The sequence below is a fragment of the Pseudomonas sp. URIL14HWK12:I12 genome (assembly GCF_003097135.1).
GTDB lineage: Bacteria > Pseudomonadota > Gammaproteobacteria > Pseudomonadales > Pseudomonadaceae > Aquipseudomonas.
Genome location: NZ_QEQL01000003.1, coordinates 225,281 through 246,879, shown reverse-complemented (window position 1 = coordinate 246,879; position 21,599 = coordinate 225,281). Strand labels below are relative to the sequence as shown.

The 21,599-nt window shown below is 65.0% G+C and carries 22 protein-coding genes; 18 read left to right on the top strand and 4 right to left on the bottom strand.

Features of this window, described 5'->3' with window-relative positions; all coding sequences use genetic code 11:
- Nucleotides 1–30 precede the first annotated feature (30 nt).
- The 8 genes from F474_RS11260 to F474_RS11225 are packed head-to-tail and all read left to right on the top strand — an operon-like array spanning nucleotide 31 to nucleotide 6,532.
- Nucleotides 31–1,278 carry an NAD(P)/FAD-dependent oxidoreductase gene (locus tag F474_RS11260; RefSeq protein WP_097084483.1) on the top strand — a complete coding sequence of 416 codons (1,248 nt, stop codon included), beginning with the start codon at nucleotides 31–33 and terminating at the stop codon, nucleotides 1,276–1,278.
- Complete coding sequence (locus F474_RS11255; RefSeq protein ID WP_097084482.1) at nucleotides 1,275–2,018, top strand: class I SAM-dependent methyltransferase; 744 nt, start codon at nucleotides 1,275–1,277, stop codon at nucleotides 2,016–2,018. The genes F474_RS11260 and F474_RS11255 overlap by 4 nt, the downstream gene beginning before the upstream one ends.
- Nucleotides 2,003–2,488, top strand: coding sequence for a hypothetical protein (locus F474_RS11250; RefSeq protein ID WP_097084481.1), 486 nt, complete (start codon nucleotides 2,003–2,005; stop codon nucleotides 2,486–2,488). Before F474_RS11255 ends, F474_RS11250 begins: the two co-directional genes overlap by 16 nt.
- Entirely contained in the window at nucleotides 2,485–3,663 is a 1,179-nt protein-coding gene (locus tag F474_RS11245) for a beta-ketoacyl-[acyl-carrier-protein] synthase family protein (RefSeq protein ID WP_097084480.1), read from the top strand. The genes F474_RS11250 and F474_RS11245 overlap by 4 nt, the downstream gene beginning before the upstream one ends.
- Nucleotides 3,660–4,124, top strand: coding sequence for a hotdog family protein (locus F474_RS11240; RefSeq protein ID WP_097084479.1), 465 nt, complete (start codon nucleotides 3,660–3,662; stop codon nucleotides 4,122–4,124). The genes F474_RS11245 and F474_RS11240 overlap by 4 nt, the downstream gene beginning before the upstream one ends.
- Entirely contained in the window at nucleotides 4,117–4,845 is a 729-nt protein-coding gene (gene fabG / locus F474_RS11235; protein WP_097084478.1) for a 3-oxoacyl-ACP reductase FabG, read from the top strand. The genes F474_RS11240 and fabG overlap by 8 nt, the downstream gene beginning before the upstream one ends.
- Nucleotides 4,845–6,074, top strand: coding sequence for a beta-ketoacyl-ACP synthase (locus tag F474_RS11230; protein WP_097084477.1), 1,230 nt, complete (start codon nucleotides 4,845–4,847; stop codon nucleotides 6,072–6,074). The genes fabG and F474_RS11230 overlap by 1 nt, the downstream gene beginning before the upstream one ends.
- A gap of 17 nt (nucleotides 6,075–6,091) precedes the next feature.
- On the top strand, nucleotides 6,092–6,532 hold the full coding sequence (locus tag F474_RS11225; RefSeq protein WP_097084476.1) for an excinuclease: 441 nt from the start codon (nucleotides 6,092–6,094) through the stop codon (nucleotides 6,530–6,532).
- Between the two features lie 251 nt (nucleotides 6,533–6,783).
- Here the strand turns inward: F474_RS11225 and F474_RS11220 are convergent, their stop codons facing one another.
- Nucleotides 6,784–7,665, bottom strand: a complete 882-nt coding sequence (locus tag F474_RS11220) for a LysR family transcriptional regulator (RefSeq protein WP_097084475.1) — start codon at nucleotides 7,663–7,665, stop codon at nucleotides 6,784–6,786.
- 115 nt (nucleotides 7,666–7,780) lie between these two features.
- Here F474_RS11220 and F474_RS11215 point away from each other — a divergent pair, with 115 nt between their 5' ends.
- Nucleotides 7,781–9,037: an MFS transporter gene (locus F474_RS11215; protein ID WP_371916129.1), complete on the top strand. Its 1,257-nt coding sequence runs from the start codon at nucleotides 7,781–7,783 to the stop codon at nucleotides 9,035–9,037.
- A gap of 88 nt (nucleotides 9,038–9,125) precedes the next feature.
- Here the strand turns inward: F474_RS11215 and orn are convergent, their stop codons facing one another.
- Nucleotides 9,126–9,668, bottom strand: coding sequence for an oligoribonuclease (orn, locus tag F474_RS11210; RefSeq protein ID WP_097084474.1), 543 nt, complete (start codon nucleotides 9,666–9,668; stop codon nucleotides 9,126–9,128).
- 102 nt (nucleotides 9,669–9,770) lie between these two features.
- On the opposite strand from orn, the gene rsgA reads away from it, so the two are divergent.
- The 4 genes from rsgA to F474_RS11190 all read left to right on the top strand — a co-directional run bounded on the left by rsgA (nucleotide 9,771) and on the right by F474_RS11190 (nucleotide 12,776).
- A complete protein-coding gene (rsgA, locus tag F474_RS11205; RefSeq protein WP_097084473.1) occupies nucleotides 9,771–10,799 on the top strand; it encodes a small ribosomal subunit biogenesis GTPase RsgA in 1,029 nt (342 codons plus the stop codon).
- A gap of 122 nt (nucleotides 10,800–10,921) precedes the next feature.
- Nucleotides 10,922–11,320 (top strand): TIR domain-containing protein, encoded by a 399-nt coding sequence (locus F474_RS11200; RefSeq protein ID WP_097084472.1) that lies wholly within the window; start codon nucleotides 10,922–10,924, stop codon nucleotides 11,318–11,320.
- A gap of 10 nt (nucleotides 11,321–11,330) precedes the next feature.
- Complete coding sequence (locus tag F474_RS11195; protein ID WP_097084471.1) at nucleotides 11,331–12,290, top strand: caspase family protein; 960 nt, start codon at nucleotides 11,331–11,333, stop codon at nucleotides 12,288–12,290.
- Entirely contained in the window at nucleotides 12,291–12,776 is a 486-nt protein-coding gene (locus F474_RS11190) for a toll/interleukin-1 receptor domain-containing protein (protein ID WP_097084470.1), read from the top strand.
- On the opposite strand, the gene motB is transcribed toward F474_RS11190, so the two are convergent.
- Together motB and motA are read right to left on the bottom strand one after the other, a co-directional pair.
- Nucleotides 12,773–13,840: a flagellar motor protein MotB gene (gene motB / locus F474_RS11185; RefSeq protein WP_097084469.1), complete on the bottom strand. Its 1,068-nt coding sequence runs from the start codon at nucleotides 13,838–13,840 to the stop codon at nucleotides 12,773–12,775. The genes F474_RS11190 and motB overlap by 4 nt on opposite strands.
- Before the next feature lie 3 nt (nucleotides 13,841–13,843).
- A complete protein-coding gene (gene motA, locus F474_RS11180; protein ID WP_097084468.1) occupies nucleotides 13,844–14,695 on the bottom strand; it encodes a flagellar motor stator protein MotA in 852 nt (283 codons plus the stop codon).
- 146 nt (nucleotides 14,696–14,841) lie between these two features.
- Here motA and F474_RS11175 point away from each other — a divergent pair, with 146 nt between their 5' ends.
- From F474_RS11175 to mdtD, 5 genes are all read left to right on the top strand, one after another.
- On the top strand, nucleotides 14,842–16,362 hold the full coding sequence (locus F474_RS11175) for an HDOD domain-containing protein (protein ID WP_097084467.1): 1,521 nt from the start codon (nucleotides 14,842–14,844) through the stop codon (nucleotides 16,360–16,362).
- A gap of 45 nt (nucleotides 16,363–16,407) precedes the next feature.
- A complete protein-coding gene (locus tag F474_RS11170; RefSeq protein WP_097084466.1) occupies nucleotides 16,408–17,223 on the top strand; it encodes a rhodanese-like domain-containing protein in 816 nt (271 codons plus the stop codon).
- A 9-nt stretch (nucleotides 17,224–17,232) separates the two neighbouring features.
- Nucleotides 17,233–18,096 (top strand): archaetidylserine decarboxylase, encoded by an 864-nt coding sequence (gene asd / locus F474_RS11165; RefSeq protein WP_097084465.1) that lies wholly within the window; start codon nucleotides 17,233–17,235, stop codon nucleotides 18,094–18,096.
- 157 nt (nucleotides 18,097–18,253) lie between these two features.
- Nucleotides 18,254–20,020, top strand: a complete 1,767-nt coding sequence (locus F474_RS11160) for a molecular chaperone (RefSeq protein ID WP_097084464.1) — start codon at nucleotides 18,254–18,256, stop codon at nucleotides 20,018–20,020.
- 90 nt (nucleotides 20,021–20,110) lie between these two features.
- The gene (gene mdtD, locus F474_RS11155; protein ID WP_097084463.1) at nucleotides 20,111–21,511 is read left to right on the top strand and encodes a multidrug transporter subunit MdtD; all 1,401 of its coding nucleotides are present in this window, start codon (nucleotides 20,111–20,113) and stop codon (nucleotides 21,509–21,511) included.
- The last annotated feature ends 88 nt before the right edge of the window (nucleotides 21,512–21,599 follow it).

The window sequence follows — 21,599 nt, the reverse complement described above, 5'->3', positions numbered from 1 at the left end:
TGAACCGTATTCAACCTGCAAGGAGGCCATGTGCCTGACAAGGACACGCCACTTCACCCCATCGTCATCATCGGCGCAGGCCCGTCCGGCGCCATTGCAGCCGCCTTGCTGCACCGCCAGGGCCATCGCGTGCTGATCCTGGAGCGCCAGCGCTTTCCGCGGTTTTCCATTGGCGAAAGCCTGCTGGCGCATTGCCTGGACTTCGTCGAGGAAGCGGGAATGCTGCCAGCGGTCGAAGCGGCGGGCTTTCAGCTCAAGAATGGCGCAGCCTTCGCCTGCGACGGCCGCTACACCGCCTTCGATTTCGGCCAGACCTCCAGCAAGGGCCGGCCCACCACCTTCCAGGTACAGCGCGCCCGCTTCGACAAGCTCCTCGCCGACGAGGCCGAACGCCAAGGTGTGGAGATCCGCTACGAAGAGGAGATCATCCAGGCCGATTTCAGCGGGCAGCCGCAACTGCGGGTGCGCCGTGCCGACGGCAGCGAGTACCTGCAAAAGGCCTGCTTCGTGCTCGATGCCAGCGGCTACGGGCGAGTGCTGCCGCGCCTGCTCGACCTGGAAGCCCCCAGCGCCTTTACGCTGCGCCGCGCGGTGTTCACCCACGTCGAGGACCGCATCGAGCCGGGCAGCGGCTTTGACCGCAACAAGATCCTCATCACCACTCACCCGGTGCACCGCGACGTCTGGTTCTGGACCATCCCCTTCAGCGACGGCCGCTGCTCGCAGGGGGTGGTGGCTGCAGAGCATCACTACGAAGGCCGGCTCGATGACCTCGACGCCTGCCTCAAGGGCTTCATCGCCCAAACCCCAGACCTTGCCGAGGTGCTGCAAAACGCCGTCTGGGACACCCCGGCGCGCACCATTGGCGGCTATTCGGCCAACGTCAAGGCCCTGCATGGCCAAGGGTTCGCACTGCTGGGCAACGCTGCGGAATTTCTCGACCCGGTATTTTCCTCCGGGGTGACGATCGCCATGCGTTCGGCGAGCATGGCAGCCGCCTTGCTTGGCCGCCAACTGGCCGGCGAGGCGGTGAACTGGGAGAGCCAGTTCGCCCAGCCCCTCAAGCGGGGCGTCGACGCCTTCCGCGCCTATGTCGAAGGCTGGTACGAAGGGTATTTTCAGGACGTGATCTACTACCCCGATGCCCAGCAAGACATCCGTGAAATGATCTGCTCGATCCTTGCCGGCTACGCCTGGGACGAGCGCAACCCCTTCGTCAAGGAACCCGCCCGGCGCCTGCGCATGCTTGCCGCCGTTTGCCAAGGGCAACTGGCGTGAGCGAGTTCTTCAGCCCGACGTACGTGGAAGAAACCCGCATCGGTTTTCATTTCCTGCGCACCCATACCTGGCAGCACCATGTGCTGCGGGTGGCCATCAATGACCTGCTGCGCCTGTTCACCGACCCGCTGCCGGAGCGACCCGTGCTGCTCGATGCCGGCTGCGGCCAGGGTAAGTCGTTCCGCTACCTGATGCAGGCCTTCAACCCTTCGCAACTGATCGGGGTAGATGCCGACCCGCTGAGCCTTTCGCTCAGCCAACAGGAAGGCCAGGCGCAGGGCTTGGCGTTGCAGTTGCACGGGGCCGACTGCGCCGCACTGCCGCTGGCCGACGCCAGTGTCGACCTGGTCTTCTGCCACCAGACGTTCCATCATCTGGTCGAGCAGGAACAGGCCCTGGCGGAATTTCACCGAGTGCTCAAGCCCGGTGGCTACCTGCTGTTCGCCGAATCTACCCGGGCCTACATCGATACCTGGGTGATCCGCTGGTTCTTCCGCCACCCGATGCAGGTGCAGAAAACCGCGCCGCAATACCTGGCCATGCTGCGCCAGCAGGGTTTTGTCTTCAGTGAGCCGAACGTGTCCTACCCCTACCTGTGGTGGAGCCGCGCGAAGGATTTCGGCTTGCTGGAGCGCCTTAAGCTGCGCAAGCCCCCCGCGCCTGGCCAGCGCGAGGAAACGCTCGTCAACGCCGTGGTGCGCAAGCCATTGGCGAAGGAGGCACCATGCTGCGCACCCTGATGCTCGCTGCCCTGCTGTTGCTTGCCGGTTGCGCCGGCCGGCCGCCGCTGCCCGAGGCGGCGCCGCGCCTGCAACTGCCGCTGCAACTGCACATCCAGCGCATCCAGGAAGGCCAACGCGAAGACTGGTTGCTGGTGGTGCAGCAGGAAGGCGATGCGCTGCGCTGGTCGTTGCTCGACTTTCTCGGCATTCCCCAAGCGCGGCAGAAGCTGATCGGGCATCGCTGGGAAGCTGATGGCTTGCTGCCCCCCAACCCAGCGGCCCGCGAGCTGTTCGCGGCGCTGCTGTTCGCCCTGACGCCCGACGACCAGTTGCTCGCCAGCTATCCCAAGGCGCAGCGAGCCGGTACCGTGCGCTCTCTGGGCACACGCTGGTCGGTCAATTATGGCCAGCCACTGTATTTCTCTTTGAACCTCAAGCAGGGGCTGCATTACATGGTCAGCCCGTTGCCCGCCGAGATCACCGAATGACCGCGTTCCTCAATGCCCTGGGCGTCAACTGCGCGTTGGGCCTGGACCAGGCCAGCGTTGCTCGCGCCTTGTTCGCGGGCGACAGCAGCGGCCTGGTGAGCCAGGCCGGCTGGCTGCCCGACGGCCCTGCGCTGGTCGCGCCGGTGCGCGGTGAGCTGCCTGCGCTGCCGGCGGAGCTGGCTGCGCACGAAAGCCGCAACAACCGCCTGTTGTTGCAGGCGGCCAGGCAGATCGAAAGCGCATTGCGCGAAGCGGTGCAGCGCTATGGCGCCGACCGGGTCGCAGTGATCCTGGGCACCAGCACCTCGGGCATCGGTGAGTCGCGCGATGGGTTCACCCATTTCGTTGGCACCGGGCAACTGCCCACCGGCTACGCCTACGACCAGCAACTGCTCGAAGCCCCCGCCGAGTGCCTGGCGCAGTGGCTCGGTTGCCAGGGCCCGGCCTATGTGATTTCCACGGCCTGCACCTCCAGCGGTCGAGCATTGATGAGCGCGCAGCGGCTGCTGGCGATGGGCGCCTGCGATGCGGTGGTGTGTGGTGGGGTCGACAGCCTCTGCCAACTCACCGTGGCCGGCTTCAGTTCCCTGGCCGCAGTGTCGGCCAGCCGCTGCAACCCGTTCTCGGCCAATCGTGAAGGCATCAACATCGGCGAGGCAGCGGCGGTGTTTCTGATGACGCGCGAGCGTTCGGCGCAGGGCCCTGCGATAGCCTTGCTAGGCAGTGGTGCCTGTTCCGACGCGCACCATATCTCCGCCCCCGACCCCACCGGCCAAGGTGCGGCCAGCGCCATGCGCCAAGCCTTGGCGCAGGCAGGCCTGGCGCCCGAGCAGGTCGGTTACCTGAACCTGCACGGCACCGCCACCCCCCACAACGACGCCATGGAAAGCCTGGCGGTGGTGCAGGTGTTCCCGGCAGGCGTGCCGTGCTCGTCGACCAAGCCCATGACCGGCCACACCCTGGGCGCAGCGGCAGCACTGGAGGTCGCCTTCTGCTGGCTGAGCCTTGCCCACCGGCGGCTGCCCCCGCACCTGTGGGATGGGGTGGCAGACCCAGCCTTGCCCTGCCTGCCGCTGACCGTGGCCGGCCAGGCGCTGGAGAAGCCGGTGCTGATGAGCAATTCGTTCGCCTTCGGCGGTAACAATGTGAGCCTGATTATCGGAGAGGCACCATGATCCCTTGGCCACTGGCTGAACTGCTGCCTCACGCTGGCGACGTGATCCTGCTCGATGCGGTCGAGCACTTCGACGATGACGGCATCCTGGCCCACGCCACCGTACGCCCCGGCACCCCGTTCAGCGATGAAGACGGCAGCCTGCCGGCATGGGTGGGCGTGGAGCTGATGGCGCAGGCCGTCGCCGCCTATGCCGGCTGTCGCGCTCGCGCGAAGGCGCAGCCGGTTGAAATGGGCTTTCTGCTCGGCACCCGCAAGTACGAATGCACCGTAGAGCGCTTCCCCGCCGGCAGCGCCCTGACACTGCGCGCCCTGCGCTCGCTCGAAGACGAGAGCGGCATGGGCGTGTTCGAATGCCACCTGGAAGGCCCGGGCTTCAGTGCCCAGGCGCGGCTGAACGTGTACCGCCCGCCCAATGCCGCCCAGTACCTGGCCCACGCACAGGAAACCTCCAATGACTGACACCATTCTGGTCACCGGCTCCAGCCGTGGCATTGGCCGGGCCATCGCCCTGCGCCTGGCCCAGGCAGGCTTCGACATCGCCCTGCATTGCCGCAGCGGCATGGCCGAGGCTCAAGCCGTGCAGGAACAGATCCGGCAAATAGGCCGCAACGCACGCGTGCTGCAATTCGACGTGGCCGACCGCGCCGCCTGCAAGGCCGTGCTCGAAGGCGACGTGGAAGTGCATGGCGCCTATTACGGCGTGGTGTGCAACGCGGGGCTGACCCGCGACGGGGCCTTCCCGGCGCTCAGCGACGACGACTGGGACCAGGTGCTGCGCACCAACCTCGACGGGTTCTACAACGTGCTGCACCCGCTGACCATGCCGATGATCCGGCGCCGCGCGGCGGGCCGCATCGTCTGCATCACTTCGGTATCGGGGCTGGTGGGCAACCGCGGCCAGGTCAACTACAGCGCCTCCAAGGCGGGCGTGATCGGCGCGGCCAAAGCCCTGGCCGTGGAGCTGGCCAAGCGCAAGATCACCGTCAACTGTGTGGCCCCCGGCCTGATCGACACGGCGATGCTCGACGAGCACCTGCCGCTGGAAGAGATGCTCAAGATGATCCCTGCCCAGCGCATGGGCACCGCTGAGGAAGTGGCGGGGGCGGTGAATTTTCTGATGTCGGCCGAGGCGGCCTACATCACCCGCCAGGTGATCTCGGTCAACGGGGGGTTGTGCTGATGAAACGGGTGGTCGTGACCGGCATGGCCGGCATCACCGCGCTGGGCAGCGATTGGCCGAGCATTCGGGCGCAATTCGAGGCTAACCGCAGCGGCATCCGCCGCATGGACGAATGGGACCGTTTCGCCGAGCTCAACACGCGCCTGGCCGGGCCGGTAGACGACTTTCAGGTGCCCGCTCACTGGACCCGCAAGCAGCTGCGCAGCATGGGCCGGGTGTCGCGGCTGTCGGTGGCCGCTGCCGAGCGCGCGCTGCAGGACGCAGGCTTGCTGGGCGATGCGAGCATTCGCGACGGGCGCATGGGTGTGGCCTGCGGCTCCTCGACCGGCAGCACCGACGAGATCAAGGCATTCGGCAACATGCTGCTCAATTCGGTGGCCGAAGGCCTGAATGCCAACTCCTATGTGCGGATGATGCCGCACACCACGGCGGCGAACATCAGCATTTTCTTCGGCCTGACCGGCCGGCTGATCCCCACTTCCAGCGCCTGCACCAGCGGAAGCCAGGGCATCGGCTATGCGTATGAAGCGATCAAGTTCGGCCGCCTGCCGATGATGCTGGCCGGGGGCGCCGAAGAGTTGTGCCCCACCGAGGCGATGGTGTTCGATGCGCTTTATGCCACCAGTTTGAAGAACGATACCCCGCACCTGAGCCCCCGCCCTTACGACAGTGGCCGCGACGGCCTGGTGATCGGCGAAGGCGCCGGCATGCTGGTGCTGGAGGAGCTGGAGCACGCCCTGGCGCGCGGTGCGACCATCTACGCCGAGATCGCAGGCTTCGGCAGCAATGCCGACGGCCAGCACAGCACCCGCCCCGAGCAGGCCACCATGCGCCGGGCCATGGAGCTGGCGCTGGAGGACGCGGGCCTGGCGGCCGACGCGGTGGGGTACGTCAACGGCCACGGCACTGCCACCGAGCAGGGCGACATCGCCGAAACGCTGGCCACCAGCAGTTTGTTTGGGCCGCGCATGCCGATCAGTTCGCAAAAGAGCTTTCTGGGGCACACCCTGGGCGCCTGCGGCGCGCTGGAATCCTGGTTCAGCATCGAGATGCTCAACAGCGACCGCTACGTGCACACCCTCAACCTCGATAGCGTCGACCCGCGCTGCGGTGAGCTGGACTACCTGCGCGGCGGCCTGCGCACACTGAGCTGCGAATACGTGATGAACAACAACTTTGCATTCGGCGGGGTGAACACCTCGCTGATTTTCCGCCGCTGGGCACATTAACCACAGGAGTGAACACCATGAACAACAAGCTTGCCCTCACCGCCGCGGCCCTGGCGCTGGCCGTGCTGCCCGGCATCAGCCAGGCCCGCGACACGCTGCTGATGCTGCCCTTTCAACCCGTTGTGCAGCAGATGCTCAACGAGAAGAAGCTCGACGGCAGCGTGAAGTTCTATCTCAAGGGCACCGGCCCCAGCGCCCAGGTGATCAGCCCGAATGCCGTTACCAACAAGAAGACCAACGCCTTCAACAAAACCGATGAGGCGGCCTGCGCCTGGGCCCTGCAAAGCGCCCTGCTGACCCTGCAAGACGCCGCCAAGAAGGCAGGCGCAAACGCCGTGGTGAACATCGTCAGCTACTACAAGCGCAACGAGAACGCCAACAGCGCCAACTACGAGTGCCATGCCGGCGCGATCATCGGCGGTGTGACCCTCAAGGGTGACCTGGCCAAGACCAAGTAAGGGGTGGGGTTAGCCGGCCCCTCCAGGCCGGCACGGCAACAGTGCTCAAGCCTGGCCTTGCACATCCGTGCGTTCCAGCCACGGGTTGATCAGTACAGCCCCGGGCCAAGCAAGGCCCCGGTGTTGCGAGCCACCCGCTTCAGGCCATGGGCCAGCGCAGTTGCGTTGATTGAATGCTCGGCTGGGCGTTGCGGTAAGGATGGGGGCCCTCCATCAGAACATAGGCGTTATTACAAAAAACCTGGCGTCGATCAGCCCGCCAACAGCCGCCCAAACGCCGCAACCTTCGCCGGCACCTCGCCTTTGCGCTGCACCCGCCAGATCGCCGTCTGAGCGCCTTCGTCGAGCAGCGGCCGGTAGACCACCCCGCCGATGCGCATCCAGTGAAACGATGCCGGCAGCACCGACACACCAAGCCCGGCCGACACCAGGCCGATGATCGTCATCGCCTCGCTCGCCTCCTGGGAAAACCGCGGTGAAAACCCGGCATTGCGCGCCAATTGCAGCAGTTGTGCGTACACGCTGCTGCCATAGTCGCGCGGGAAGAACACAAAGGGCTCGTCGGCCAACGCTGCCAGTTGCAGGCCCGTTTCGCTGCCCTTGGCCAACGGGTGGCTGGCGCTGAGCACGGCCACCAGGGGCTCGCGGAACAGTTCGGTCATCACCACGCTGTCGGGCAGGGGCACCGGCCGGGTCAAGCCTACGTCGATATGCCCCGCGGCAAGTTGATCCACCACCTCATGGCTGCTCATCTCCAGCAGGTTGAGCTGCACCGCCGGGAAAGCCTTGCGGAACTGGTAGATCGCTTGCGGAATGTTGCCGGCAAAGGGTGCCGAAGAGGTGAAGCCCACCTTCATCTCGCCGAGCTCCCCCGCCTGGGCGCGGCGGGCGACGTCGGCGGCCTTGTCCACCTGCGCCAGCACCTGGCGAGCCTCGTCGAGAAACAGGCGGCCGGCCTCAGAGAGCTCCACTCGCCGGTTGGTGCGGTTGAACAGCCGGGCACCGAGCTGCTCCTCCAGCGCCTGGATCTGCTGGCTGAGCGGTGGTTGCGATATGCCCAGCGCCTGAGCCGCACGGCCGAAATGCAACGCCTCGGCCACGGCAACGAAATAACGGAAGTGACGAAGCTCCATGGGCTCTCCAAAACGATATGCAGCACCTATCAATCAGGTCGAACAATATATTGGATGAAATAATTAGCCAGCTATATGATTTTTTTACTTGCCCCACGCCCTGCCGAGGCCGACCGTGAAAGCCCTGACTGCCGACTGCCGCCCCGCTACCGATCCACTGCATAACGCTGCCGAAGCGTTCATCGAGAAGGGCACGCCGGCGTTCAAGCGCACGGTGTTGGCGCTGTTCGCTGGCGGTTTTGCCACCTTCGCGCTGCTCTACTGCGTGCAACCACTAATGCCGATTCTGTCGGAAGGCTTTTCCATCAATGCGGCACAGAGCAGCCTGATTCTGTCGATCGCCACCGGCATGATGGCCCTGGGCATGCTACTGACAGGGCCGCTGTCAGACGCTGTGGGCCGCAAGCCGGTGATGGTAGCCGCGCTGTTCGGCGCAGCGCTGTGCACCTTGCTCAGCGCGGTGATGCCCACCTGGCACGGCGTCTTGCTGATGCGTGCGCTGGTGGGGTTGTCGCTGAGCGGGTTGGCCGCAGTGGGCATGGCTTACTTGAGCGAGGAAATCCACCCCGAGCATGCGGGCTTGGCCATGGGGCTCTATATCGGCGGTAACGCCATTGGCGGGATGAGCGGCCGGTTGATCAGCGGCGTTCTGGTGGATTTCGTCGACTGGCGTACGGCAATGCTGGTAATCGGGGTGATCGCGCTCGGCGCGGCGGTGGCGTTCACGCGGCTGCTGCCGGCCTCGCGCAACTTCCGCCCACGCCCGCTGCAGCCCTCGACGCTGGTCGAAGGCTTCACGCTGCATTTCAAGGATGCCGGGCTGCCGTGGCTGTTTCTGGAGGCGTTCCTGCTGATGGGCAGTTTCGTGACCCTGTTCAACTACATCGGTTATCGCCTGCTGGCTGAGCCCTACCACATGAGCCAGGCGCTGGTGGGGTTGCTCTCGGTGGTCTACCTGGCGGGTATCTACAGCTCGGCGAAGGTTGGCACCCTTGCAGATCGCTACGGCCGGCGCACCACTTTCTGGGTGTCGATCCTGGTAATGGCAGGCGGCCTGGCGGTGACGTTGGCGCAACCGGTGGCGGCGATTCTGGCCGGGATGGTGCTGTTCACCTTCGGCTTTTTCGGCGCGCATTCGGTGGCCAGCAGTTGGATCGGGCGGCGTGCAGAGCGGGCCAAGGGGCAGGCTTCATCGCTGTATCTGTTCGCGTACTACGTGGGGTCGAGTGTAGCCGGCACGTTGGGCGGGGTGGCCTGGGCCCATGGCGGTTGGAATGGCGTGGGGCTGTTTATTGGCGGGTTGCTGCTGGTGGCGCTTTTGGTTGCGGTGAAGCTGGCCAGATTGCCCGGCACGGCGCGGGACGTAGCCTAGCGTCGCGCGGCAAGCCGCCCTCCCGCTGGAATAGCCATAGGGGTGGGAGGCCAGCTTGCCGGGCGCTGTGTAACGGCCAACGCGCCGATCAGAACTTGATGAAATGCTCGCGGTAGTGCCGCAGCTCCGCGATCGAGTCGCGGATGTCGTCCAGCGCCAGGTGGGTGCTGCCTTTCTTGAAGCTATCCTTGACCTCTGGCGCCCAGCGCGCGGCCAGCTCCTTGAGGGTGGAGACGTCCAGGTTGCGGTAGTGGAAATACTCTTCGAGCTTGCGCATGTGGCGATAGAGGAAACGGCGGTCCTGGCAGATGCTGTTGCCGCAGATCGGCGATTTGCCCTTGGGCACCCACTTCTCAAGGAAGGCGATGGTTTGCGCCTCGGCCTCGGCCATGGAGATCTTGCTCTCGCGCACGCGTTGGGTCAGGCCACTGCCGCCATGCTGGCGATTGTTCCATTCGTCCATGCCTGCAAGGATCGCATCGCTCTGGTGGATGGCGATCACCGGCCCTTCGGCCAGGGTGTTGAGGTCGCTGTCAGTGACGATGGTGGCCATCTCGATGATGACGTCGTTGTCCGGATCCAGCCCGGTCATTTCCAGGTCGATCCAGATAAGGTTCTGCGGGTTTACCATGCTGTGCTCCTCGGCGGTTGCTACGCAGTCTAGCCGATTGGGCGTGCTAAACTCGCGGGCTTGATCAGCCGGCGGATGATACCGCCCTCACACGAGATTTCCATGGCCAAACGCCAGCTCACCCGCCGCCAAGCCTGGCGCATCGACAAGATCCAGAACGAACGCGCCGCCCGCGCCACCAAGCGCGAGAGCCAGGCGCAGGAAAGCCTTGAAGGCGGCGACCTGGGCCCCGAGCAGCATGGGCTGATCATTGCGCACTTCGGGGTGCAGGTCGAAGTCGAGGCGCTGGAGGGTGAGCAGGCCGGCAGTGTGTTCCGGTGCTACCTGCGGGCCAACCTGCCGACGCTGGTGACCGGCGACCGCGTGGTCTGGCGCGCCGGCCATCAGAGTGACGGGGTGATCGTCGCCCAGCTACCACGCCACAGCGAGCTGTGCCGGCCCGATGCCCGTGGCCAGCTCAAGCCGGTAGCGGGCAACGTCGACCAGATCGTCATCGTCTTCGCCCCCGCCCCTGAGCCTCATGCCAACCTGATCGACCGTTACCTGGTGGCGGCCGAGCATGCGGGTATTCGCCCCCTGCTGCTGCTGAACAAGGCCGACCTGATCGACGAGGCCAATGGCCCCGGCCTTCACGTGCTGCTCAAAAGCTACCGTGAACTGGGCTACCCCCTGCTGGAAGTTTCCGCCCATCAGGGCGATGGCATGAAGGCGCTCAAAACCCGGCTCGATCGCCACACCAGCGTGTTCGTCGGCCAATCGGGTGTGGGCAAGTCGTCGCTGGTCAACAGCCTGTTGGACGTTGGCACGCGCGTGGGTGAGCTGTCGCATTGGTCTGGCCAGGGCCAGCACACCACCACCACCGCGCGGCTGTATCACTTCCCTGAAGGCGGCGACCTGATCGACTCTCCCGGCATTCGCGAATTCGGCCTGGTGCACGTCAGCCGTGACGACGTCGAAGCCGGGTTCATCGAGTTCGCACCCTTGCTCGGCCGTTGCCGCTTCCGCGATTGCAACCACGACCGTGAGCCAGGCTGCGCTCTGCTCGAAGCGCTCGAAGCCGGGCGTATCCAGCCGCAGCGCATGGCCAGCTACCGCTCGATCATCGCCAGCCTGCCCAAGGACGAATACTGATACGGTTCGGAATACTTCTGCCCCCGTTTGGGAAAACGTAACGATTTTTCCATTCGCTTGTTCCTCCTGCCTGCCTGGCCCAACAGTGATGGCCTTCGATACTTCGAGCAGGCCATCACTCCATGTACCACTTGTTCATCAGCCATTCGTGGAAATACGCAGATGCCTACGAGCGCCTGATGCGCTTGCTGCGCAGCCAGCCGCACCTGCCGTTTCGCGACTTCTCCGTGCCCTCGCACAGGCCTATCACCGCTTGCCCTACCGACGCAGAGCTTGAGCAGGCGCTGGTCGACAAGATGCGCCGCTGCTCAGTGGTGCTGATCATGGCCGGGGTGTACGCCACCTACAGCTACTGGATCACCCGCGAAATCGCCATCGCCCAGCGGCTGGGCAAACCCATCATCGCCATCAAGCCCTGGGGCGCCGAACGCATTTCCGCCCCTGTGCGCCAAGCCGCGCATCAGGAGTGCGCCTGGAACAGCGTTAGCATCGCCAGGGCGATCATCAGCTGGGCGTCTTGAGGGAGGCTTCATGCGCAAAGCTCTTTTCGTCGGTATCAACGACTACCCACACCTGAACCCGCTGCGCGGCTGCGTCAACGACGCCACGCAAATGAGCCACACCCTGGCCCGCCACGCCGGCGGCCAGCCCAATTTCCAGGCGCGCCTGCTCACCACAGGCGAAGATGAGGTGGACCACGACCTGCTTGAAGCCAGGCTGCAGGAGCTGTTTTCAGGCGAGTGCGACACCGCGCTGTTCTACTTTGCCGGGCACGGCCACTTCGACGACTCGCTCGAAGAAGGCCTGCTGCTGCCCCAGAACGCCCGCAGCGCCCGGGATGGCATTCGCTTCAGCGACATTCTGACCCTGGCGCGCAACGCCAGCGGCATCCGCGACAAGATCCTGATTCTCGACTGCTGCCAGGCTGGCGCCGCGGGCGAAGCGCGCTCCCTAAGAGGTGGCGACAGCCAGATCAGCGAGGGGTTGACCATCATGAGCGCCTGCCGCCGCCCGGAGGCGGCCAGCGAGAACGGGCCACACGGGGTGTTCACCAGCCTGCTGATCCAGGGCCTCAATGGCGGCGCCAGCAGCGTGCTGGGCGACGTTACCCCGGGCGGGCTCTACGCCTTCGTAGACAACGCCCTTGGCGCCTGGGAGCAACGGCCGGTATTCAAGACCAACGTCTCGCGCTTCATCGCCCTGCGCGAGAACGAGCCGCTGGTGGCGCGCGAGGTGCTGCGCAAGCTGCCGCAGTGGTTCCCCGAGCCTGAAAGCATCTATGCCCTGGACCCTAGCTTCGAGCCCACAGCACCTGAATTCGACGCTGCCAACGGTGACGTTTTCGCACAATTGCAGCGGTGCAACCGGCACAGCCTGATCGAGCCGGTAGACGCCGAGCATATGTATTTCGCCGCCATCAATGGTACGGGCTGCCGGCTGACCGCGCTGGGCGCCTACTACCGCATTCTTGCCCTGAAGGAGCACTTTTGAATGAGCGTGTTCATTTCCTATCGCCACACCAACCGCTCCGATGCACTGGCCGTGCAGGAATGCCTGAGTGCTTCGGGTGTGCCTTGCTACCTGGACGTAATGGACGAAGCGTCGAAAGTCACCTCGGACATCACGGGTTTGATCACCCAGCGTATCCGCGACGCGAGCCACCTGCTGGTAATCGTTTCGCACCAGACCCAGGGCTCATGGTGGGTGCCGTTCGAGATCGGCGAGGCCACCATCACCGATGTGCGTATCTCGACCTTCCAGATCGACCAGCTGCCGCTGCCGGAATACCTGGAGCACTGGCCGGTCATGCGCACTTACGGGGACCTGACGCAGTTTGTCCTGGAATACCGCAAGGACCTGGTCGCGACCATGGAAAGCTTCGACAGGCGTACCGGCATGGAGCGGGTGCTCGGCACCGCCTCACGGCGCACGGCGGACGACTTCCACCGTGCGCTCAAGGCGCGCCTCAAAGGCTAGAGCTGCTTGCCGGTACCGGGGTTACCGTTACCGTTGCCGTTGCCCTGCATCTGCAATGCGCCATTGTCGAAGATGTTCATCTTCTCCCGCAGGTCGCGCGGCTGCACCGGCTGATTGCTCGGCGCCGCGCTGCCCTGCGGCGCACCACTGGGCGCGGCGCCTGGGGCGGCCTGATCAGGCGCCGCGGGCTTGGCTTCGTCCTGATTGGCATCGCCCTCGATGGCGCGCTCGGCCTTCTTGGTCAGCACCGTGATGTCGATGCGGCGGTTCACCGGGTTGAGCGGGTTCTTGCGATCGAACAGGGCCGAGGAGCCGAAGCCCACCACACGCGCTACCTGGTTTTCAGGGTAACTGCCCGCCACCAAGGTGCGGCGGGCGGCGTTTGCGCGGCTGGCCGAAAGCTCCCAGTTGCCGAAATCCCCGGTGCTGGCGTAAGGCTTGGCATCGGTGTGGCCGCTGATGCTGATCTTGTTCGGCACCTCTTTGATGGTGTCGGCCATGGCCAGCAGCAGGTCTTCGAAATACGGCTTGAGCCGGGCACTGCCCAGGTCGAACATCGGCCGGTTCTCGGCGTCCATGATCTGGATGCGCAGGCCGTCCTGGGTGATCTCGAACAGGATCTGATCCTTGAACTTGGCCAGTTGCGGGTTCTCGTCGACCTTGTTCTGCAATTCCTGGAGCAACAGTTCGAGGCGATCTTTCTCGACCTTCTCGGCGATGTTCTCGGCCTGCTCGGTATTGACCTGCGACTGGGTGTCGGTTTCGGGCTTGGGCGGCGACTCCTTGGTCTCGGGGTTGAGCGTCGCATCTGGCGACAGCTGCGGCGAGCCGCCCAGGTCGATCACGTAGGGCGAGCCGCTTTCGGTGAAACCGATGGGGTCCTTGAAATAGCCGGCGATGGCGATCTTCTGCTCAGGCGTTGCGTTGGACAGCAGCCAGAGCACCAGGAAGAACGCCATCATGGCCGTTGCGAAGTCGGCGAAGGCGATCTTCCAGGCACCGCCGTGGTGCCCGCCGCCGAAGCGCTTGACGCGCTTGACGATGATTGGCTGATTGTTCTCCATGGCTTAGCGACCGCGAACCGCTTCTTCAAGCTCGGTAAAGCTTGGGCGGTGCGCCGGGTAGAGCACCTTGCGGCCGAACTCGACGGCCAGGGTCGGCGGCATGCCCGAAGCAGAGGCTACCAGCGAGGCCTTGATGGCTTCGTAGGTGTTCATTTCTTCCTTGGCATCGTGGCCCAGGCACTGAGAGAGCGGCCCGAAGAAGCCGTAGGCCGCCAGAATACCGAGGAAGGTACCTACCAGCGCCGCGCCGACGTGGCCGCCGATAGCTGCCTTGTCGCCGTCACCCAACGAGGCCATGGTCACCACGATACCCAGTACCGCCGCAACGATACCGAAACCTGGCAAGCCGTCGGCGATACCCTGCACCGCGTGGGAGGGGTGCTCGAGCTCTTCCTTCATGCTCAACAGCTCCATGTCGAACAGCCCTTCGAGCTCATGGGGCGCCATGTTGCCCGACGACATGATGCGCAGGTAATCGCAGATGAAGGCGGTCATGCGGGCGTCTTTGAGCACGCCTGGGTACTTGGCGAAAATCGGGCTGGAGGCGGCGTCTTCGATATCGGCTTCGATGGCCATCATGCCTTCGCGGCGGCTTTTGTTGAGGATCTCGTAGATCAGGCTCAGCACTTCGATATAGAAGGCGTGCGTGAAGCGCGAGCCGAACATCTTCAGGGACTTCTTGAAGACGTGCATGGTCATGTAGCCAGGGTTGGCCTGGATGAAAGCCCCGAGGCACGCACCACCGATGATCAGCACCTCGAAAGGCTGAATCAGCGCCGCAATCTGGCCGTGAGACAGGACGTATCCACCGAGGACGCTCGCGAATACGACAATGATGCCGATAATTTTAGCCATAGGTCAGGAGCACTTCGAAATTCATGGGGTGTGGCGGCGGCGCGGCCGGCCGGTTCAATCTCTGCTTCTACCTATCGGCAGAAGTGCGCCAGACTATAGTCACAACTTGTGAAAAGCCAGAATAGCCACGTGGCGAGCCCCTCCCTATGACAGCTGTCAAACCCACCACTGTTCAGGCCTGGGCCGAAGCCCTCGGTGACCTGCGCCTGCCTGTAGCCAAGCACAGCCACGACCGCGTATGCGCGTACCTGTCCGACAGCAGCCGTTCGCTGCGGGACATCGCCGAGCGCATGCAGGAAAGCCCGGCACTGGTACTCAGTGTGCTGCGCGAAGCCAACGCCCATGCCAGCGGGGGCCTGGTCGAGCCTGCTGAAAGCCTGGAAGTGGCGCTCAACCGGCTAGGCTTGCAGCGGGCGAGCGACCTGATGGGCCGGCTACCGTCGGTGGAGCCCGAACAGATGCCGGTTGCGCTGCGCCAGCTGCAGTTGGTGAGCCAGCATGCCACGCAGTTGGCCAATGGGTTGTTCGCCGCCCGCCTGGCGCGGCTCTGGCAGGAGATCCACTGGGGGGCGCTGCTGTTCCTCTCACCGCTGTGGGCGATGGCGCTGGCCGAGCCAGAGCTGATCGAGGAGTGGGAACGCCGCGTGGTGCAGCGTGGCGAGTCGGCACGCAAAGTGGAACAGGCACTGTTCGGCGTGCCGCTGCTGGACATCTGCCAGGCGCTGGTGGAGTTGTGGCGCCTGCCAATGTGGGTGCGCCAGGGTTACCTGGCGCTGGTGCAGGAACGCCGCTCGCTGGCCAGCGTGATGTTGATCGCTCGCGACCTGGACGACCCGCTGCGCCAGCAGCGTCGGCTCGACGCCGAACCGCAGATCCGCCGCTTCGCCAATCAGCCGGCCAATACTGTGCTGCTGGCCAATGGCCTGGCACTGGCGGCGCAGCAGGGCTGGAACACACCCCACGTGCTGCGCTGGCAACAAATGATCGCCCTGTATGCGCAGTTACCCTTGGAAGAGGTGCAGCAGCAGGTGCACCAGCAGTCGGCAATCAGTGCACGGCTGGTGGCCCAGCCCGACCTCTGGCACCCGGCAATCGGGTTGGTCTGGCCTTGGGATGAACGGCGTATCGGCCGGGTGCCGCGCCCGGCACCGCCGCCCTCGGCCGAGAGCCTGGTGCAATGGCGCAAGCGCTGTGCCGACCTGCTGGTTGAGCCCAGCCCGTTCAACAACGCCCTCCACCTGACCACCTCGGCACGTGAAGCCCTGGTGGCCTGCGGCATGCAGCGGGTGATGCTGCTGATGCTCGACAAAAGCGGGGAGTTCCTGAGGGCGCATCAGATCGCCGCCTTGCCCAAACCGGCCGCCGAGCTGACCTTCTCGCTGGACCAGGCGCCGCTGTTCAAACGCCTGCTCAGTGAACCCGGGCAGCTGCGCGTGACGCCTGAAAACAACGATCAGCTGTCGGCATTGCTGCCTGCGAGCCTGCGCGTGCTGTTTCGTGGCGAGCATCTGTTGATCCGTTCACTGGCCAGTGGGGGCCGGGTAGTGATGGTGGTGATCGCCGACCAGGGCGGGCGCCCGCTGGCGGACATCTCGGTGCAGGCCTTCGGCAAGACCGCGCAATGCATCGAGCGCGCGCTTACGGCCTTCAGCAACCGCAAGAAGTGAGGCTGGGGTACAATCGTCGCTTTCTGCCTTCGAGAGTGAGCACCGATGCCTGACTTCTCTGGCTTGCCGCTGGTGATCGAACCGGCGCAACTTCAGGCGCGCCTTGGCGCCCCCGGGCTGATCCTGGTCGACCTGACCAGCGCTGCCCGCTACGGCGCCGGGCACATCCCCGGCGCGCGGTTCGTCGACCCCAAGCGCACCCAACTGGGCGGCCCGCCCGCGCCTGGCCTGTTGCCGGCGCAGGCTGACCTGCAAGCGCTGTTCGGCGAGCTGGGCCATCGCCCCGAGGCGACCTACGTGGTGTATGACGACGAAGGCGGTGGTTGGGCCGGGCGCTTCATCTGGTTGCTCGATGTGATCGGCCACACCCGCTATCACTACCTCGACGGCGGCCTATTGGCCTGGGAGGCCGAAGGCCGGGCGTTGGAAACCGGCGCCCCCGCCCCTGCCGGCGGCCCGGTTGCCCTCACGCTCAGTGACGGGCCCACCGCAACGCTTGCGTACCTGCAAAGCCGCCTGGGCGCCGCTGACCTGGCTATCTGGGACGCGCGCAGCCCCGCCGAGTACCGGGGTGAAAAGGTCCTCGCCGCCCGCGGTGGCCACGTGCCTGGCGCCGCCAACCTGGAATGGACAGCCGGCATGGACCCTGCCCGCCAGCTGCGCATCCGCCAAGACCTGACCAAACAGCTCACGGCACTGGGCATCACCCCCGACAAGGAAGTGATCACCCACTGCCAGACCCACCACCGTTCCGGTTTTACCTACCTTGCCGCCAAAGCGCTGGGCTATCCCCGGGTCAAGGCTTATGCCGGCTCCTGGGGTGAATGGGGCAACCACCCCGACACGCCCATCGATGTTTAAGGACCGTTCATGAAAGATCGTTTGTTCATCCTTGCGCAGTACCTGCTGCCCCATCACCTGATCTCACGCCTGGCCGGCTGCCTGGCCGAGTGCCGCGTGCGCTGGGTGAAGAACACCTTCACCCGCTGGTTCGCCGGCCACTTCAAGGTCGACATGAGCGAAGCCCAGGTCGAGGACGTGACCGCCTACGCGCACTTCAACGACTTCTTCACTCGCGCCCTTAAGCCCGACGCTCGCCCGTTCGACCCAACCCCAGGGGCGGTGCTGTGCCCGGCCGACGGCGCCATCAGCCAGCTGGGCCCCATCGAACACGGCCGGGTATTCCAGGCCAAGGGGCACAGCTTCAGCGTACAAGAGCTGCTGGGCGGAGACCCCGCCAACGCCGCACCCTTCATGGGCGGCCAGTTCGCGACCGTCTACCTCTCTCCGCGTGACTACCACCGCGTGCACATGCCGCTGGCCGGCACCTTGCGCGAGATGATCTATGTGCCCGGGCGCATCTTTTCGGTCAACCAGGTCACGGCCGAAAACGTGCCCGAGCTGTTCGCTCGCAACGAACGAGTGGTATGCATCTTCGATACCGAGCTCGGCCCGATGGCCATGGTGCTGGTAGGGGCCATGATCGTGGCCTCTATTGAAACGGTATGGGCCGGCCTGGTAACCCCGCCCAAGCGCGAGCTCAAGAGCTGGCGCTATGACGAAGCCGCACGCGGCCCGATCCATCTGGAAAAAGGCGCCGAAATGGGCCGCTTCAAGCTGGGCTCCACCGTCATCGTGCTGTTCGGCCCCGAGCAGGTGAAGTGGGCCCATGCACTGGCGACCCTGGCACCTGTGAAGATGGGCCAGGGCCTGGGGCTGCCGGCCCAAGGCTAATGCCTTGAGCGCCCGCCGAACTGCTCGGCGGGCGGTGGGTCTCTAACATTGAGCCAATGCTGGTACATTGACGTCAAACTGATGTGGCATTTTGGTGCCAGACTACGATCGAAACGTACGCTAGCCCCCGTCGAATCTAACAGGACCCCGGATTCTGATGCCTCGCCCCAGCCCTCACTCGTTATTGCGCGCCCCGACGCCCTCGCAGAAGAGCCTGACCTTCTGCGAAGCCAACGCGCGTGATTTCAAGATCTGGATCGACGCCCTGCCCAAGGCGAACATCGGCGAAACCGCCCGGCTGCTGTATCAAGGCCTGGCCGAGCTGACCCAGCTAGCCTGCCCCGCCGACATACGCCTGCCACTGCTCGAGCTGCTGCGGCCGGAGGTGTATTACGTCTGCAAGCATCTGGAAAAACACTTTCTGAACCAGGCTGTGGTGCTCGACGAGCGAGCCCGCAAGGTCGCCAACCTCTGCCAGGCCCTGCAGAACCAGCTTGCCGTGGGTTATAAGCAGATCATCGTGCAACTGGTGCCCAGTGCTGCGCGCGACCGCAACACGCAGCTGGCCATCGCCCTGGAGCGCGCCCTGCATGCCTTGCACGGGCCCCTGGTGCGTTCGGCCCTGCTCTACTGCCCTGTGCCCGATGGCCTGTGGATCGAGCTGCACACCCTTTACCTGGTCGCCCAGGAGCAGAAGCTGCAGCACACCGCCGTGGCGGATGAGCTGGCCCGCAACACCCGCGCCCTGACCCCGGAACAGGCCTATGTCTGCTCGCTGTTGCTGGGCAGCTCGCGCTGCAATCAGATGCGCCAAAGCGCCATCTCTCGGTTGGCCGAGGTGCTCGAGGCCTGGAGCGCGCTGGTGCGGCTGCAATCGGCGGTGGCCGAGAACAGCCTCTTCGCCATTTCACCTGCCGTGGACGGGCCGCCGCGCTACAAGTCGATGTTCGGCGAAAACCAGTGGCCGGCGCTGATAGGCGTCGACACGCTGCGGCTGTCTGACGTGATCCATGAATACGTCACCTGCACCCCTGAGCAGCGCAGCGCCTCACGGCTGATGGTACCGCCAAGCTTCAGCCTCGACCTGCTGCAGCACCTCTCGGCAGCCTGGGGCAATGTGTCGGAGCGCAGCTTCGAGCGCATGCCGGGCACCGGCCACCTCACCCTGTGCATGGGCATGAGCGCGCTGCATTTCTATCTGGGCGGTGAGCGCTCGTTCGTCGAGCTGCTGCGCCGGCCCTCGGCCGGGCAAGCGCAGTTCGGCAGCGGCCAAAGCTGGGCGCACACCTTCGAAGCTGACCACCACATCGTGATGGAGGAGATCCAGTACGACGGGCCAAGCGACCAGGGCAAGCCGCAGGCGCAGGCGCCCGGTGGCAGTGACTACCCCACCTACAGCCTTCAGATCGTCAATCACAGCCCCGGCGGCTACTGCCTGGCGTGGCCTCGGGAAGTGCCCGCACAATTGCAGGCCGGCGAGATGGTCGGCATTCAGGATGCACCCGGCCAAGGCTGGAGCGTCGCTGTGGTGCGCTGGATCCGCCAGGTGCGCAATGGCGGCACGCAGATGGGCATCGAGCTGCTGGCACCTCACGCCCAGCCGTGCGGCGTGCAGCTGGTGCGCGGCAACGAGCCCAACAGCGAATACCTGCGGGGCCTGCTGTTGCCCGAAATCCGTGCGATCGACATCCCGGCAACGCTCATGGCGCCGCGCCTGCCGTTTCAGGAAGGCCACAAGGTACGCATCAATACCCACGGCGACGAGCGCAATGCCGGCCTTGGCAAGCGCGTGGCCGCCACGGGCAGCTTCAACCAGTTCGAATACCTGACCCTCGAACAACCCGGCGACCCGGCCGGCAAGCAACACGGCGCCGAGCACAGCGCGCCGGAAGAGAACTTCGATTCGTTGTGGCGCGATCTCTGACAGGCTCACCGTTCACGGTTGAGCGCTTTGCTTCGAGGTGCGGTCCAACGCCACACCTGCTTGCCACTTGCTCTCGTACAAGGCCTTCCTATGCCAGAACGCCCTCTGCTGACCCCCACCACCGCCCGCTGGCTACCCTGGGTGGTCGCCATCGCTTTCTTCATGCAGTCGCTCGACGCCACCATCCTCAACACCGCGCTGCCTTCCATGGCACGCGACCTTGCGGAAAACCCGCTGCGCATGCAGTCGGTGGTGATTTCCTACATGCTCACCGTGGCGCTGCTGATGCCGGCCTCCGGCTGGATCGCTGACCGCTTCGGCACCAAACAAGTGTTTTTCAGCGCCATCGGGCTGTTCACCTTCGGCTCGTTGCTGTGTGCGGTGTCGCCAAACCTCACGACGCTGGTGTGCGCACGGGTCATCCAGGGCATGGGCGGTGCGCTGTTGGTGCCGGTCGGCAGGCTGGTAGTGCTGCGGGCGTATCCGCGTTCGGAGCTGGTGCGCATCCTGAGTTTCATCACCATTCCGGGGTTGTTCGGCCCATTGATCGGCCCGACCCTGGGCGGCTGGATGGTGGAATATGCCAGCTGGCACTGGATCTTCCTGATCAACCTGCCGGTGGGCGCGCTGGGTTGCTGGGCGGTGAAGCGGGCATTGCCAGACCTGCGCGGCGAGCAGACGCCCTTCGACGGGCAGGGGTTCATCCTATTCGGCGCGGCCATGGTGTTGATCACCATCGCGCTGGAGGGCCTGGGCGAGTTGCACCTGTCACACCTGCGGGTGATTTTGCTGCTGTTTGCCGGCATGGCCTGCCTGGCCGCCTACTGGCTGCGCGCGGTACATGACCCCAACCCGCTATTCAGCGCGTCGCTGTTTCGCACCCGCAGCTTCGCGGTGGGCATTCTGGGCAACCTCTTCGCGCGGCTGGGCAGCGGGGCGCTGCCGTTTCTGGTGCCCTTGCTGCTGCAGGTGGCGCTGGGCTACACCCCGTCGGAAGCCGGCATGAGCATGATCCCGCTGGCGGCCTCGGCCATGGTTGCCAAATCGTTGGCACGCCCCTTGATCGAGCGGTTCGGTTACCGGACGGTGCTGACCGGTAATACCCTGCTGCTGGGCGCGATGATGGCCAGCATCGGCCTGGTGAGCGATGAAACACCCTACGTGGCATTGCTGATACACCTCGGCGTGCTGGGGGCAGTGAACTCCATCCAGTTCACGGCCATGAACACCGTGACCCTGATTGATCTCAGCGACAACGAGGCCAGCAGTGGCAACAGCCTGCTGTCGGTAGTAGCGCAACTGTCGATGAGCCTGGGGGTGGCCAGCGCTGGCGCCTTGCTGGGCGGTTTCACCTCCAGCGTGAGCGCCGATGGCGTAAGCACCGTGCTGGGCGCCTTTCAGCTGACGTTTCTCACCATCGGGCTGATGGCGATGCTGGCGGCGACGATCTTCGTGCAGCTTTCACCGGAGGTAGGGCGCAAGCGCACCTGACGCGCTGCGATGTTCCGAGGGCGGCCGCACTGTTAAACTGCGCGGCATTTTCCCCTCGGTACCCGCCTGTGACCACGTTCTCCAGCCT